Source organism: Paraburkholderia sp. MM5482-R2 (assembly GCF_050436125.1).
Taxonomy (GTDB): domain Bacteria; phylum Pseudomonadota; class Gammaproteobacteria; order Burkholderiales; family Burkholderiaceae; genus Paraburkholderia; species Paraburkholderia tuberum.
The window spans coordinates 1,293,244-1,307,710 of sequence record NZ_JBNDLP010000002.1 but is presented as its reverse complement, the minus strand read 5'-3'; the positions used below and the strand labels follow the sequence as shown (position 1 = coordinate 1,307,710).

Sequence of the window (14,467 nt, the reverse complement as noted above, 5' to 3'; positions counted from 1 at the left end):
CGCCCGCACGGCGGGGCCCGCGCAGCGCCGATGCAGACCATCACGAGCGATGACGCTGCCCGCCGCGGGCAACGGGAACCGCTATGGACGCTGTTCCGGGTCGTGTGCGGCCTGTCGGCGCTGTCGTGGGGCGGTCTCGCGTTGATGGCGCAGCTCGAGCATCATTACGTGGAACGCGAGGGGCGGCTCTCGCGCGTGGCGTTCTCGGACCTGATCGCGCTCGCGTGGATGGTGCCGGGACCCGTCGGCTGCAACGTCGCCGTGCAACTCGGGCACGCGCTGCGCGGACGCGCGGGCGCATGGGTCGCCGGGGTGGCGAGCGTACTGCCCTTCTTCACGCTGATGACGCTGTTCGCGATCTTCTATCGCACGCCCATCGTGCACACGATCGCGTCGCAAACCCTGCTGCATCACTTCAGCGTCGTGCTCGCGACGCTGATCGCGCTCACCTGGTACAAGCAAACCCGCGCGCTCGTGCGGGGCAAGCTCGAATCGACGGCGGCGCTGCTCGGCAGCATCGCGCTGCTCTATGCGCACAGCGCCGCGGCGTATGTGGTGATGCTCGGCGCGGCCTTCGGCGCCGGCTGGTTCGCGAGTCGGGAGCGCGACTCGCGACTCGCCGTGTCGCTCCAGCGCGGCGACTATCGGCTACTGGCCGCGCTCGGCGTGCTGCTCGTGCTGTTTGCGCTGCCGCTGCCGCATCGCTATGACCTCGCGCTGCTGTGGCCGCGCCTCGCGGGCGCCGGCATGACGCTGTTCGGCGGTGGCTTCTCGGCGTTGCCGGTGCTGAAGACGCTGTTCGTCACGCCGGCGGTCGGCGTGTCCGATAACGACTTCACGCTCGCGTTTACGCTGTCGCCGTTGTCCCCGGGACCCCTGCTGAACGTGGTCCCGTTCTTCGGTTATCTCGTCGATGGCTGGCTCGGCGCGCTGATCGCGACGCTCGCGCTATTCGTGCCGTCAGGCTGCCTCGTCGTGCTCGCGCAGCGGCATCTGCATCAGTTGAAGGTGAACCCGCGCTTCGAGCACGGCATGAGGATTCTGCGCGCGGTCACGACCGCGTTTCTCGCGGTCGCGGTACTGCGCATTGCGGTGCGCGTACCGCTGGAGCCGATCTATCTGCTGACCGCGACATTCTCCGCGATGTGCTTCGCGAAGCTGAAGGTGCCGGTGTATGCCGTGTATGGAACGGTGGCGGTGGCGTGCGGTTTGTGGCTCGCGTACGGCGCCACGACGTGATGCGTCGCGGGCCGCACGAAGCCTGCTGCGCCGTTGGCGATCCGGCGATCCGGCGATCAGAACCCGCGCGACAGCACAGCGAAGCCGATCGTCACGACGCCCAGCACGAGATTGATCAGCACGAGACGGCGGACCGTGCCGACCGCCTGCGCGCCATCTGGCCACTTCTGCGCCTGCACCGCGCGGCGAATGCGCGGATATACGGCGAAGCGGATATGCCCGAAGGTCAGCATCATCACGATGCCGAGACCGGCCATCGCATGCAGCGGCCAGCTAGCATGAGCGCCGCCGAATTGCATCAGCAGGAAGCCGCCGCTGATCAGGATCACGAGCACCGACACCCCGACCCAGTTGAAGAAGCGGCCAAATACCGACTCCCACAGCGGCAGGCGCAGTTGCGGCGACAGATCGCCGAGCGCAGGGCGCAGGCAGAAATGCGCGAACACCATACCGCCGACCCACACCGCCACCCCGAGCAGATGCAGAAAAAGCGCGACTTCGATAGCCTTGTTCATGTAGTTTTCCTCTCCCGACGACGCCACACCATTTAGGACACGCGATCCCGCTCAGCACCAACTGAGCGCGTTCGACCATACGTGATGCAGGCAGTTCCGGGTATCGACGTCTATTGCGTCGTGTTTTGTCGTTGTGATCGCGGCCCGTTCATCTGGCCGCGACGCCGCCGCGCCCCGTTTGCTTCCACGCCCTTCGCGCGACGGACTTTGCTGCGACAGACCGCGAGCGCCCCGCATGCTAGCAGGCGCTCACGGGTTTGCAGCGTCAAACTTCGTTAAATCGACTCCACTAGGCCGGCAGCACCGGACGCATGCCGTCGAGCTTCAGCTTGCTGGCGGGCGCGCGTCCCTTGCGCGCACGCTTGCCGACATGCGCCGCAAGCTCGGCGCCGGCCAGCTTCTCCTCGTCGACGCGGCCGCCACGACGCGTGCCGATCAGCATCACGCCTGCTTTGTTGATCGCGAGCGCCTGCACGAGCGTTTCGTTGTCGTCGAGCGCCATCAGCGTGACGCCACGGCCGCCGCCCGACAGCGTCTTCATCTCGTCGAGGCCGAACACGAGCAGACGTCCGCCCGACGACAGACACGCGACCTGCGCCGCGTCCGGCAGCATCGGCATCGGCGCGAGCGGCGCGGCGCCGGCGTCGATCGTCATGAACGACTTGCCGGCCTTCACGCGGCTCACCATATCGCCGACCTTCGCGATGAAGCCGAAGCCGTTGCTCGACGCGAGCAGCAGCGCCTGTTCCGCCGACGCCGCGTAGTAGTGCATCAAATGACTGCCCGATTCGAGCTCGATCAGCGACGTGACCGGCACGCCGTCGCCGCGTCCGCCCGGCAGTTGAGCCACCGCGACCGAATAGACGCGCCCGTTGCTACCCCACGCGATCAGCGTATCGGGCGTGCGGCATTGGAACGCCGCGTAGAGGCCGTCGCCGGCCTTGAAGCTGAAGCCGGCCGTATCGAGCCCGTGGCCCTTCAGCGCGCGCACCCAGCCCTTTTGCGACACCACGACGGTGACCGGCTCGTCGACCACGCGCGCTTCGAACGTCGCGCGCTTTTCCTGCTGGATCAGCGTGCGGCGCTCGTCGCCATACTGTTTCGCGTCGGCTTCGATTTCCTTGATCAGCAGGCGCTTCATCGCCGGCTCGCTGCCGAGCAGCTCTTCGAGCCTGGCCTTCTCGTCGCGCAGCTCGGCCAGTTCCTTCTCGATCTTGATCTTCTCGAGGCGCGCCAACTGACGCAGCCGGATTTCGAGGATGTCCTCGGCCTGGCGGTCCGTGAGGCCGAACGCGGCCATCAGCGCGACCTTCGGTTCGTCCGATTCGCGAATGATGCGGATGACTTCGTCGATATTCAGGAAGACGATCATCCGGCCTTCGAGAATATGGATGCGGTCGTCGACCTTCGACAGACGATGCCGCGTGCGGCGCGTCACCGTCGCGAACCGGAACGCGATCCACTCGTGCAGGATTTCGCTCAAGCCCTTCTGACGCGGCCGGCCATCGCCGCCGACCATCACCATGTTCAGCGGTGCGTTCGATTCGAGGCTCGTATGCGCGAGCAGCGTGTTGACGAAGTCGGTCTGATCGATGCGGCTCGACTTCGGCTCGAACACGAGACGCACCGGCGCGTCCTTACCCGATTCGTCGCGCACCGCGTCGACGAGCCCGAGCAGCGTCTGCCGCGTCTGCAACTGCTCGGGCGTCAGCGTCTTCTTGCCGAGCTTGATTTTCGGGTTGGTCTGTTCTTCGATTTCTTCGAGCACCTTCTGCGCGGCCGTATTCGGCGGCAGTTCGGTGATCACGAGTTGCCACTGGCCGCGCGCGAGGTCCTCGATCTTCCAGCGCGCGCGCACCTTCAGGCTGCCGCGGCCGGTTTCGTACGCGGCGGCGATTTCCGCCTCGCTCGAAATGATCTGGCCGCCGCCGGGGAAGTCCGGACCGGGCACATGCTGCATCAGCTCCGCATGCGAGAGCTTCGGATTGCGGATCAGCGCGACCGCCGCTCCTGCGACTTCGCGCAGGTTGTGCGACGGAATTTCCGTCGCGAGGCCGACGGCGATGCCCGATGCGCCATTGAGCAGCACGAACGGCAGACGCGCCGGCAGCACCTTCGGCTCTTCGAACGAGCCGTCGTAGTTCGGCATGAAGTCGACCGTGCCCTGGTCGATTTCGGCGAGCAGCAGCTTCGCGATCGGCGTCAGGCGCGCTTCGGTGTAACGCATCGCCGCCGCGCCGTCGCCGTCGCGCGAGCCGAAGTTGCCCTGGCCGTCGATCAGCGGATAGCGCATCGAAAAGTCTTGCGCCAGACGCACGAGTGCGTCGTACGCGGACTGGTCGCCGTGCGGGTGATACTTACCGAGCACGTCGCCGACCACGCGCGCCGATTTGACCGGCTTCGCGTTGTCGCCGAGGCCCATCTCGTTCATCGCGAACAGGATGCGGCGCTGCACCGGCTTTTGCCCATCGCAGACATCGGGCAGCGCGCGGCCCTTGACCACGCTGACCGCATACTCGAGGTACGCGCGCTCCGCGTAGTTGCCGAGCGTCAGCACGTCGCTGTCCGACGGTGGCTCGTTGAAAAGGTCGAGAGTGTTATCGTCGTCCATCTAGATTCCGTGTCCGTGTTTGGCTTGAAGTGTCATATGCCGCATTGAGGCGCAATGCGCTCAGATGTCCGCTTCCACTTCGTTGCCCTTCTCTTCGAGCCAGCTGCGGCGCGACGCCGCTTCGCCCTTGCCCATCAGCATCGTCATGCGCGCGACGGTCGCATCGTAGTCGAGTTCGCCGAGCGCGACCGGCTGCAGGCGGCGCGTGTCGGGATTCATCGTCGTGTCCCACAGCTGCTCGGCGCTCATTTCACCGAGCCCCTTGAAGCGGCTGATCGACCACTGGTTGTCGCGCACGCCGTCCTTGCGCAGCTTGTCGAGAATCGCCTCGAGCTCGCCTTCGTCGAGCGCATAGAGCTTCTGCGCGGGCTTCTTGCCGCGCGCGGGCGCATCGACGCGAAACAACGGCGGACGCGCGACGCACACGTGACCGCGCTCGATCAGTTGCGGGAAATGCTTGAAGAACAGCGTGAGCAGCAGCACCTGGATATGCGAGCCGTCGACGTCCGCATCCGACAAAATGCAGATCTTGCCGTAGCGCAGATTCGACAGATCGACCTTGTCGTCCGGATTATGCGGATCGACGCCGATCGCCACTGAAATGTCGTGCACCTCGTTGTTCGCGAACAGGCGATCACGTTCGGTTTCCCATGTGTTCAGCACCTTGCCGCGCAGCGGCAGGATCGCCTGGTATTCCTTGTCGCGGCCCATCTTCGCGGAGCCGCCCGCCGAGTCGCCCTCGACGAGGAACAGCTCGTTGCGGCCGATTTCCGTCGATTCGCAATCGGTCAGCTTGCCGGGCAGCACGGCAACGCCCGAGCTCTTGCGTTTCTCGACCTTCTGCCCCGCGCGCGTGCGCGCCTGCGCCTGCTTGATCACGAGGTCCGCGAGTTTCTTGCCATGCTCGACGTGCTGGTTCAACCACAGTTCGAGCGCCGGCCGAGCGAACGACGACACGAGCTTGACCGCATCGCGGCTATTCAGGCGCTCCTTGATCTGCCCTTGAAACTGCGGATCGAGCACCTTCGCCGACAGCACGAACGATACCCGCGCGAACACGTCTTCGGCGAGCAGTTTCACGCCCTTCGGCTGCAGGTTGTGCAACTCGACGAAGCTCTTGACCGCCTGATAAAGACCGTCGCGCAAGCCCGACTCATGCGTGCCGCCCGCGGGCGTAGGAATCAGGTTCACGTACGACTCGCGCGTGAGCGGCCCTTCCTCGCTCCACGCGACGACCCACGCCGCGCCCTCGCCTTCGGCGAACGTCTCTTCGCTCGAACGCGAGCTTTCCGCGTAGCGCTCGCCCTCGAACAGCGGAATCAGCAGATCGCTGCCGTTCATGCCTTCGAGCAGATAGCCGCGCAGGCCGTCTTCGTATTTCCAGCTTTGCCGCTCGCCGGTTTTCTCGTTGACGAGCGTGACCTCGACGCCCGGCAGCAGCACCGCTTTTGAGCGCAACAGACGCTGCAATTCACCGAGCGGCAGGTTCGGCGAATCGAAGTACTTCGGATCGGCCCACGCGGTCACGCGCGTGCCGGATTTCTTGTCGGCCTTGGTGGCGGCACGCACTTCGAGCGGCTTCGCGACGTCGCCGTGCGCGAAGCTCAGTCCGGCGACCTTGCCGTCGCGCCACACGGTGACGTCGAGCCGCGTGGACAGCGCGTTGGTGACCGACACGCCGACGCCGTGCAGACCGCCCGAGAACGTATAGGCGCCGCCGGCGGCCTTGTCGAACTTGCCGCCCGCGTGCAAGCGCGTGAAAACGATTTCGACGACCGGTACGCCTTCGTCGGGGTGCAGGCCGAACGGAATGCCGCGGCCGTCGTCGTCGACCGAGACCGAATGGTCCGCGTGCAGCGTGACCGTGATTTGCCGGCCGTAGCCGCCGAGGGCTTCGTCCGATGCGTTGTCGATGACTTCCTGAATGATGTGCAGCGGATTCTCGGTGCGGGTGTACATGCCGGGTCGTTGCTTGACCGGCTCCAGACCCTTCAACACCTTGATCGACGCTTCGCTATACGCGGCGTTTGGCTTTTTCGTAGACATGATTGACTCGGTGCGTCGGTTCATCGTTGTCCACAGGTCCTGTGGACAGGGCCTGGACAATGCGTTGAGTATTCAAAAAAAGCGAAACGAAACAACGGGGTTAGGTGGAGCGCCCGCGATGCGGGCAAGCTGTTTTGTCGCGCGGCTTCCGTTGGCGCGCTCGAATGCCGGACATGGACGCACAGCCCGCCGGGGAAGCCTGTTCGCGGGGTATTGTACTGATTTCGATCACGGCGGCAATTGACCCCGCGCTGAATTGGCCGACTGGATAAGGCGCGGCGGGCGTTGGGGGACATGCAATGGAGGATGCACGACTCGCAGGACGGCGGCGCGATAGGTATCGGCGGAAATGCACGGGCGCGCGCCGGCTGAATTTCGGTGCCGTGCGCGGCGGCGCTTTCTGCTGTTTTTGTGCCGGCCGCGCACGCCGCGTTACTTGACGCGGTTTTCCAGCTCGTCCCAACGTTCGAGCGCGAGCATCAACTCCTCGTCGATCTCGGCATAGCGCTCGGTCAGACGCGCGCCTTCGCGTGCATCTTTCGCGAACACCGAGCCGTCTTCGAGCTGCGCGCCGATTGCCTTCTGTTCGGCCTCGAGGTCGGCAATCATTTTCGGTAGCGCCTCCAGTTCGCGCTGCTCCTTGAACGACAGCTTCGCGCTGCGCTGCGCATTGCGGCCCGACGCGCTGTCCTTCGGCGCCGCTTCTTTCGGTGCTTCCTTGCTCGATTCTTTCTGCGCTTCGAGCGCGAGTTGCTCCGAGCGATCGCGCTGCGTCTGCCAGTCCGTGAAGCCGCCGACGTATTCGCGCCACTTGCCGCCGCCTTCCGAGGCGATCACCGACGTCACGACGTTATCGAGAAAGGCGCGGTCGTGGCTGACGAGCAGCACCGTGCCGTCGTAGTCGATCAGCAGTTCTTCGAGCAGTTCGAGCGTCGGAATGTCGAGATCGTTGGTCGGTTCATCGAGCACCAGCACGTTGGCCGGGCGCGCGAACAGGCGCGCGAGCAACAGCCGGTTGCGCTCGCCGCCCGACAGCGACTTGACCGGCGAACGCGCGCGCTCCGGCGCGAACAGGAAGTCGCCGAGATAGCTCATCACGTGCTTCTTCTGGCCGTTGATTTCGACCCACTCGCTGCCGGGGCTGATCGTGTCCGCGAGACTCTTTTCCAGATCGAGCGCCGCGCGCATCTGATCGAAATACGCGACCTGCGGATTCGTGCCGACGCGCACGTTGCCCTCGTCCGGCGCGAGATCACCGAGGATCAGCTTCAGCAGCGTGGTCTTGCCCGCGCCGTTCGGACCGACGAAGCCGATCTTGTCGCCGCGCATCACCGTGGCCGTGAAGCGGTCCACCACCGCGCGCTCGCCATAGCGCTTCGTCACGTCCGTCAGTTCCGCGACGATCTTGCCGGACTTCTCGCCCTGACCGACGTCGAGCTTCACGTTGCCCTGCACGTTGCGGCGCTCGGCGCGCTCGTTGCGCATCTGCACGAGGCGCGCGATGCGGCCGACGCTGCGCGTGCGGCGTGCCTCGACGCCCTTGCGAATCCACACTTCTTCCTGCGCGAGCAGTTTGTCGAACTTCTCGTTCTCGATGCGCTCGACTTCGAGCTGCTGCGCCTTGCGCGTCTGGTACGCGGAGAAATTGCCCGGATACGACAGCAGCCGCCCGCGATCGAGCTCGACGATGCGCGTCGCGACGCGGTCGAGAAACGCGCGATCGTGTGTGATGAACAGCAGCCCAGCGCGCAGCGACACCAGCAGATCTTCGAGCCAGCGGATGCCGTCGAAGTCGAGATGGTTGGTCGGCTCGTCGAGCAGCAGCACGTCGGGCTGCACGACGAGCGCGCGCGCGAGCGCGGCGCGCTTCTGCATGCCGCCCGACAGCGAGCCGACGCGGGCTTCGCCGTTCAGGCCGACCTGCTGCAGCGTGGTCGCGACGCGCGTGCTCCAATTCCATGCGTCCGCGGCGTCCAACGACGATTGCAGCGTGTTCATGCGCGCGAGCAGCGCGTCGTGTTCGGCGCCCTCAGGCGTGTCGGCGAGCTGATGCGCGACCGCGTCGTATTCGTCGAGCAGCGCGCGCGCCTCGGTGAGTCCGGCGGCGACCGCGTCGAACACGGTGTCGTCGGCGTTGAACTCGGGCTCCTGCGGCACGTAGACCGTGCTCAGATGCTGCTGACGCGTGACGAGGCCGTCGTCGGGTTTGGCCAGATCGGCGACGATTTTCAACAGCGACGACTTGCCCGCGCCGTTGCGCCCGATCAGCCCGACGTGCTCGCCCGCTTCGAGCGAGAAATCCGCGTGGTCGAGCAGCGCGACGTGACCGAACGCGAGCTGCGCTCCGGTAATGGTGTAAAGCGACATGGGAATGGGAGAAGACAGCGATGAGTCGGAACTGCTCATTGTACCGGGCGCAGGTATGCCGGGCGGGAACATCCGTGCGATGAAGCGCGCGACACAGCGTGCAACGCTATCGGCGCGGGCCGGCGACGCGCGCGCCGGCCCGGCCTTTCAAGCAGTTGCTTACTTGACGTGCACCATGATCGTCTTGCTCATCTCCGGCCCATACGAGCGATGCGCGCCGTCGCCGAATTGCAGCGTCAGCGTATGGTCGCCCGGCGGCAGCGTCAGATCGGTTTCAGTCTGGCCTTTGCCGAAGTGCAGCGACTTGTCGGTCGCGGGGACGACCTCGCACTTCGGCAGCGGCTTGCCGTCGATCAGCAGGTGATGATGCCCGGTGCCGTCCGTCAGCGTGCCGGCGGGCGCGATCTTCATGCCGTCGAGGCCAAACACGACGTGCACCGGATTGGTGACGGTCGCGCCGTCCGCCGGTTGCACGAAGGTCACGCCCTCCGCCTGCGCCACACCTGACCCGGCGAGTAGCCCAGCCGCCGCGACGCCGACCAACCATCTGTCTATAAACATCGTTTTCTCCTTTGGCAACGAAACGCGGCGATGCGGCGCCGCCAGCGGCCTCGCCCGAGACCGATCGTCGCAATACGTGCGAAGCGAGCGCCACATCTGTCCAATCAAATAGCTTGCAGGCCAAAGCGTACACGGCTTGTGTGACGAGGCCCGTCGCGCGAACCCGGGCTCGCCGCAGAGGCGTTGGGGCGGCGGCGCATCGGTCGTCTACGGCTGATTTGACAAATTCCGGTAATATTGCGGGTCGCCGCGCCGCCCCATAAAGGGGCAGAGCAAGCCGGCCATTGCATTGAACGAGAGAGCGTGTCGTGAGCGAAGTAATCGAAGTGACGGAATTCAAGAGCTGGGTCTGCCTGATTTGCGGTTGGATCTACAACGAGGAAGACGGTCTGCCCGAAGAAGGCATCGGACCGGGCACGCGTTTCGCCGACATTTCGGAAGACTGGCGCTGCCCGCTGTGCGACGTGGGCAAGGCGGAGTTCGCGGTGGTGGAGTTTTGACAGTGAGATGAGCTTGGGGCGATAGGCGCGGTTGCGTGCGCTTCGCCAGATGCTCAGGTGGTTTTCGCGGCCCGGCAGGCGATGTCTGCGGGGCCGTTTGTTTTTGCGGGATTTGTGCGAGGCGCGGGCGGCTCTGGCTTGGCTCTCCTCTTGCCCGCGCCGGTTTGATATACTCTGCGCTCGGTGGTCAGTCTGGACTCACCGAGTCCTCGCCGATCTGTCCGGCCCGGTCCTCTCCCTGTAGTTCAATGGATAGAACAAGTGCCTCCTAAGCGCTAGATACAGGTTCGATTCCTGTCAGGGGGACCAGATAGCTTCCCGGCGTTGCTCAGAAAAGTATTGAACATGGGCCCAATCTGCACTGACGAGTCGCCGCGAACGTGAGACGGTGCGGAGGCAGCGCGCAGAAATTCAGCGAGCTTCACCTGTTGCGGTTCGTCCCTCGCCAAAGTGGTCGGGCTGGCAGTGACGATGCGTTTGCGGCCAGCGCGTACCTCACTACTCCCGGCGTCGCAGCAACATTCCGCTCGAGCATAGACCACACAAAGGTTGCCGGCTCTCGCTTGGATATCGATTGCCACTAGCCCATCTATTCGTGCCCGCTCTAGCGGTACTCGTCAATCTCCACCGTGCCGCTCAGCGCTTCTGGCAGTTCGTCCTCGTTGCCGTCGCCGGACAGCAGTTCGGAAAGCTCGTCTGCGCGTACCGCCAGCATCGCTTTCTCGATCTCCCTGTCGTATCGGCGGTTGTTCCGATCATGCCGGGCGTGCGCCTTACGCGCGTACTTCTGAACGAAGCAACCACGCTCGCCAGCGAGGCGGTCCCGCTTTCGTTTTGCGATCACGGGAGCCGAGGGCCACATGTTCCGCCGTCGGTCTCATGGACCTCAAGCGAGTCACACTCAATCGCGAGTTCGGCACCCAGAGTGGAATAGATGAAAGCAAGCAGTGCGGCTTTCTTTTCGGTAAGTCGCTCTCCAGCTTCGAGCACGGCACTGGCCCGCGCGTGCTTCGCGTCGTCCGGGGCAACGATGTGAATGCCGTAGACCATATTCAGCAAGCCAAGATGCTCAACCGAAACACACGTCACACCGTTGAACGTGACCAACGCGCGCCTGTTGACAAGGTACAGGCCTAGCGTCAGCGTCCGGGGCTCGGTATTCGGGCCAATGACCACGCTGTCCAGATACCAATCGTGGAAATAGCCCCACGCCTTCAATATTTCATCCGTCATATCGATTTACCAAGGGAGCAAGGAGACCGGCGCGCCCTCGTCGCGGATGTAGCCGTCCCAATTGTGCGCGTGCGGATTTGGATTGCCGTGGTGCGCTTCAAGGTCAAAGTCCGCTAGCGGCGTGCCATTCGGCCCGAACTGACGCAACTGCGGCATCGTCCCCGGCATACTGGAGATCCACGTCCCCGGCGTGCCTTTGAACGGCATCCCGGCAACTTCATCTGCTGCGCCACCCGGCATGTCGGGCTGATAGTCGAACGCCTGCGCATCGCCAAGCGGCGTTGATACCGGCGTAGCGATGGTTCCATCCGGAAGCACGTCACCGGGGCGGGCGAACCAGATGGCGAGATCATCGTCGGCGGCCAGTCGCGGAAGTACTGGACGCTGGAATGAACGCCCGGCACTCACCACAGGCAGAGCGCGCCTGAATAGCTGCGACGGCGTGACGGTCGCGTAGTACGGCCAGACCTTCTGCTCAATAGGCGCACCGCCTCCGCGCGACGTACGCGGCGTGGCACGACTGCGATCACATCGCCACGTTCGACGGCGTTCTGTAGCGCCCGGGCGGTCTGCTCTGGAGCAGCGCTACTCGCGTATGCACCACTGCGCGCGTTGCGCATGAATTCGACGAGCCGCGCCAGCTGACGTGTGTCGCGCGTGAATTCCCGCAATCCTGCCGAGGTAATGAACTGGCGGCCGGCGCGCGCCTCGTTGCTCAGGGCATTACCGTGATACTCATGTCGCGTGTAGAGCGTGCAGCGCCGATGCGTTCCGACGTCGAAGTCAATCGCCATCTGTCTGTAATCCCATCAACTTGTGCCTCCTCCAAAAAAAGCGATTTGAAGAGGCTATGTAGCACAAAGCCGGGAACGGAGCGACAGGTCCGACACAATCGTTGACACTCGTCCTGCGCCGGTCCGCCATGCGTCACCACGCACGGCCGTGCGCGCGCCGAAGCGCCGAAAAGGCCGGACGAAAAACCGGACTTGCAAGGATTCCTGCAAGGAGGAGACGAGTCTAGATGCTGCTGAATGCGGAGCAGCACTGAGGCGGCGAAGCGGCGAAAAACTACTCTCTTATGTGACGCCGGATGTGAAGCGGCCCCGCTTTAGGGGGCTATACAAGCAAATCAATCGCCCCGCGATCGATTGCGCCGCATCCAGGTCATACAGGAATCGCACCCGTTTTTCCTCAGGAGACCGATTCGAGGGGCACAGGTGGGGGGCACAAAAAATCGAAAACTCCCCGCAAACACCGCCAGCCTTGACGTATGAATTCTGTCAGGGGACCAACCGGCCACCAGTGCTCTTAAAAGCCCCGCACACCTTGCGCTGCGGTGCTTTTCGTTGCCGATCCGCCTTCCAGGCGAACCACCCGTTCGACAACCCCGGAAAATCAGGCCGCTCCCGGAAATCTCAGATCGCTATAATCGGCGAGCCGACTTCGAAACGTTTCCGAGGACCGACATGGATCAAGCGCTTGAATGCGTTACCGCGTTGAATTTTTGTGAGCAGGCCTATCTCGCCGCAAATCCGGACGTCGCTGCGGCTGTCAGGCTCGGCGCATTACGATCGGGAAGATCGCATTTCGAAGTTTTCGGAAGCGCCGAAAGTCATCGCAGGCAAGATGCACTGGTGGCGGCCCAATCCAGGCAGGAACGAAGAAAAAGAATATCGTCTGTCCTTCGCACTGATATGCCATTTAGTGACGACGGAAAATTTTTCGATTTTTTGTCGCCCGACCTGCGCTCCCAGTTCGACATTTACGACTCGGAACTGGCCGGAAGCAATCTGTACGATCAGGATGCACTGAGTATGATCGAGCGCCATCCGTCGGGAATCATTCTGGATTGTGGGGCCGGCAGCCGTCCCGCGATCTACGAAAACGTGATCAATTTCGACATCACCAACTATCCATCCACCGATGTGCGAGGTGTCGGCGAAGTTCTGCCATTCAAAGATGCATCGTTCGATGGCCTTCTGTCGTTGAATGTCCTCGAACATGTGAAGGACCCATTCACTGCCGCCAAAGAGATTCTTCGCGTGTTGAAGCCAGGAGGCGATCTGGTCGTGGTGGTTCCGCTCACTCAACCTACTCACGGCTACCCGCATCACTACTACAACATGACAGCCGAGGGGATTCTCAACCTGTTCGGATCTGCGATCAATGTCGAACGTGTGTACGTACCGGAATCGACATCGGCCATCTGGTCGATTTACTGGATCATGAGCGAATGGGCCGATGGTCTCGACGAGAATGCGCTGAAGGAATTCAAGGCGCTCACGGTCGAAGAAATTCTGCAAGGGCCGCCGACGTTGCTGGATCGATCGTTTGTGAAGCAGCTAAGCGCGAAAAAGAATCTCGACATTGCGAGTTCGACGACGGTGATCGCGAAACGCGTTTGAGACGACGCCAGTCCAGCGGCTCCATTATTTTTGCATCGGCCGACGGACACTTTGCTCGTATATCGAAGGATCGACGACGTTCATCTGATCCTTTGGGCGTTCACCAAAAACTCGCTCGAAGTCCTCGGGACCCAGAATGTCAGCAGCGTCGTGGAGAAAAGACGAATAGGCCTGGTTCAGCTCCGAGGCGGACGGAACATCGCTGCCCTGCGGGGCAGGTTGCAAACGCTCGACCCGCACCATAAATGCGCGTCGATGATTCATCAACGACTTGATTTTCGCATCCGCGTCGGGACCCTTCAAAGTCGCCTGAAGATGCTCCTGAAAATCGTCGACATCGGATTCCTGATGTCCTGGCTTCATCGCGTCACTCCCGCTTGGTGTCGAGCACTGAATCTTCTTGCTCGCCCATGCAGCATGCTGCTTGCCGTATGGTCCGAAGATCGCGATGCTCAACCAGTAGCCCCTGGACTTGCGGACGGTAGCTTGAGCCGCTCCACCGCTGCCGGTCGCCCAAAGAATCTGGTTTGACAGCTGATGGCATACACCATCGCGACCATAGCTGAATATCGTTCCACGAGCGGCCGGATCGATGTTCGAGTCCACATCGGGCTTACATAGACAACTAGCATAAAGCAGATTTGCCGCGCCGGAAGCCAAAAAACCATCCGCACTGACCGGCGTCCCACCTCGGGCGTGGAAGCTGCCCCAGCTGTACCAATAGTGCTCGCCCGCGATCAGGACGTCCGCCAGCGCTGGGTAAATCTTCACGCGGCTGTCGTAGGTCGTCACCCATGTATGGTCGACCACGGAATCCTGGAAATACGCCGGAACGGACCACGCGAACAATGTAACGGCGCTCATTGCTTCACCTTTTCGTCCGGTCGCGTCACAGCGCTGTCGCGCGATTCTCGCCCGATAAGCCGGTAAGAACTTTACTCACCTCAAAGGTTATACGCGCTCAGCGGTATTACGCGGAAAAACATGGAC

General features: G+C 63.1%; 12 protein-coding genes and 1 tRNA gene. 4 read left to right on the top strand and 9 right to left on the bottom strand.

What is annotated here, in order from left to right:
* The first annotated feature begins 30 nt into the window (after nucleotides 1-30).
* Nucleotides 31-1,239 (top strand): chromate transporter, encoded by a 1,209-nt coding sequence (locus OKW37_RS08915; RefSeq protein WP_429406931.1) that lies wholly within the window; start codon nucleotides 31-33, stop codon nucleotides 1,237-1,239.
* A gap of 56 nt (nucleotides 1,240-1,295) precedes the next feature.
* Here OKW37_RS08915 and OKW37_RS08910 read toward each other — a convergent pair whose 3' ends face one another.
* The 5 genes from OKW37_RS08910 to OKW37_RS08890 form a co-directional block, all read right to left on the bottom strand.
* On the bottom strand, nucleotides 1,296-1,754 hold the full coding sequence (locus tag OKW37_RS08910) for a CopD family protein (protein ID WP_187611041.1): 459 nt from the start codon (nucleotides 1,752-1,754) through the stop codon (nucleotides 1,296-1,298).
* Nucleotides 1,755-2,043: 289 nt separating this feature from the next.
* On the bottom strand, nucleotides 2,044-4,365 hold the full coding sequence (gene parC / locus OKW37_RS08905) for a DNA topoisomerase IV subunit A (protein ID WP_429356812.1): 2,322 nt from the start codon (nucleotides 4,363-4,365) through the stop codon (nucleotides 2,044-2,046).
* Nucleotides 4,366-4,425: 60 nt separating this feature from the next.
* A complete protein-coding gene (locus tag OKW37_RS08900) occupies nucleotides 4,426-6,411 on the bottom strand; it encodes a DNA topoisomerase IV subunit B (protein WP_184059492.1) in 1,986 nt (661 codons plus the stop codon).
* Nucleotides 6,412-6,843: 432 nt separating this feature from the next.
* Entirely contained in the window at nucleotides 6,844-8,778 is a 1,935-nt protein-coding gene (locus OKW37_RS08895) for an ATP-binding cassette domain-containing protein (protein WP_429406934.1), read from the bottom strand.
* Nucleotides 8,779-8,937: 159 nt separating this feature from the next.
* Nucleotides 8,938-9,339, bottom strand: a complete 402-nt coding sequence (locus tag OKW37_RS08890) for a DUF4399 domain-containing protein (protein WP_429406936.1) — start codon at nucleotides 9,337-9,339, stop codon at nucleotides 8,938-8,940.
* Nucleotides 9,340-9,647: 308 nt separating this feature from the next.
* Between OKW37_RS08890 and OKW37_RS08885 the strand changes: the two genes are divergently transcribed.
* Nucleotides 9,648-9,839, top strand: coding sequence for a rubredoxin (locus OKW37_RS08885; RefSeq protein ID WP_429406938.1), 192 nt, complete (start codon nucleotides 9,648-9,650; stop codon nucleotides 9,837-9,839).
* 234 nt (nucleotides 9,840-10,073) lie between these two features.
* A tRNA-Arg gene (locus OKW37_RS08880) sits at nucleotides 10,074-10,148 on the top strand.
* Nucleotides 10,149-10,443: 295 nt separating this feature from the next.
* On the opposite strand, the gene OKW37_RS08875 is transcribed toward OKW37_RS08880, so the two are convergent.
* From OKW37_RS08875 to OKW37_RS08865, 3 genes are read right to left on the bottom strand one after another with little or no spacing between them, the layout of a single operon-like run.
* On the bottom strand, nucleotides 10,444-10,683 hold the full coding sequence (locus tag OKW37_RS08875) for a hypothetical protein (protein WP_184059499.1): 240 nt from the start codon (nucleotides 10,681-10,683) through the stop codon (nucleotides 10,444-10,446).
* Nucleotides 10,680-11,072: a hypothetical protein gene (locus tag OKW37_RS08870; protein ID WP_429406940.1), complete on the bottom strand. Its 393-nt coding sequence runs from the start codon at nucleotides 11,070-11,072 to the stop codon at nucleotides 10,680-10,682. Before OKW37_RS08870 ends, OKW37_RS08875 begins: the two co-directional genes overlap by 4 nt.
* Nucleotides 11,073-11,078: 6 nt before the next feature.
* Nucleotides 11,079-11,480 (bottom strand): hypothetical protein, encoded by a 402-nt coding sequence (locus OKW37_RS08865; protein ID WP_429406942.1) that lies wholly within the window; start codon nucleotides 11,478-11,480, stop codon nucleotides 11,079-11,081.
* Between the two features lie 1,058 nt (nucleotides 11,481-12,538).
* Between OKW37_RS08865 and OKW37_RS08860 the strand changes: the two genes are divergently transcribed.
* Nucleotides 12,539-13,477 carry a class I SAM-dependent methyltransferase gene (locus OKW37_RS08860; RefSeq protein WP_429406944.1) on the top strand — a complete coding sequence of 313 codons (939 nt, stop codon included), beginning with the start codon at nucleotides 12,539-12,541 and terminating at the stop codon, nucleotides 13,475-13,477.
* A gap of 24 nt (nucleotides 13,478-13,501) precedes the next feature.
* Here the strand turns inward: OKW37_RS08860 and OKW37_RS08855 are convergent, their stop codons facing one another.
* Nucleotides 13,502-14,341: a hypothetical protein gene (locus OKW37_RS08855; protein WP_429406946.1), complete on the bottom strand. Its 840-nt coding sequence runs from the start codon at nucleotides 14,339-14,341 to the stop codon at nucleotides 13,502-13,504.
* Between the last annotated feature and the right edge of the window lie 126 nt (nucleotides 14,342-14,467).

Bases quoted from the DNA above. Each gene is read 5' to 3' on its own strand.
- OKW37_RS08915 (WP_429406931.1), top strand. From the start codon at position 31: ATGCAGACCATCACGAGCGATGACGCTGCCCGCCGCGGGCAACGGGAA.
- OKW37_RS08910 (WP_187611041.1), bottom strand. From the start codon at position 1,754: ATGAACAAGGCTATCGAAGTCGCGCTTTTTCTGCATCTGCTCGGGGTG.
- parC (WP_429356812.1), bottom strand. From the start codon at position 4,365: ATGGACGACGATAACACTCTCGACCTTTTCAACGAGCCACCGTCGGAC.
- OKW37_RS08900 (WP_184059492.1), bottom strand. From the start codon at position 6,411: ATGTCTACGAAAAAGCCAAACGCCGCGTATAGCGAAGCGTCGATCAAG.
- OKW37_RS08895 (WP_429406934.1), bottom strand. From the start codon at position 8,778: ATGTCGCTTTACACCATTACCGGAGCGCAGCTCGCGTTCGGTCACGTC.
- OKW37_RS08890 (WP_429406936.1), bottom strand. From the start codon at position 9,339: ATGTTTATAGACAGATGGTTGGTCGGCGTCGCGGCGGCTGGGCTACTC.
- OKW37_RS08870 (WP_429406940.1), bottom strand. From the start codon at position 11,072: ATGACGGATGAAATATTGAAGGCGTGGGGCTATTTCCACGATTGGTAT.
- OKW37_RS08860 (WP_429406944.1), top strand. From the start codon at position 12,539: ATGGATCAAGCGCTTGAATGCGTTACCGCGTTGAATTTTTGTGAGCAG.
- OKW37_RS08855 (WP_429406946.1), bottom strand. From the start codon at position 14,341: ATGAGCGCCGTTACATTGTTCGCGTGGTCCGTTCCGGCGTATTTCCAG.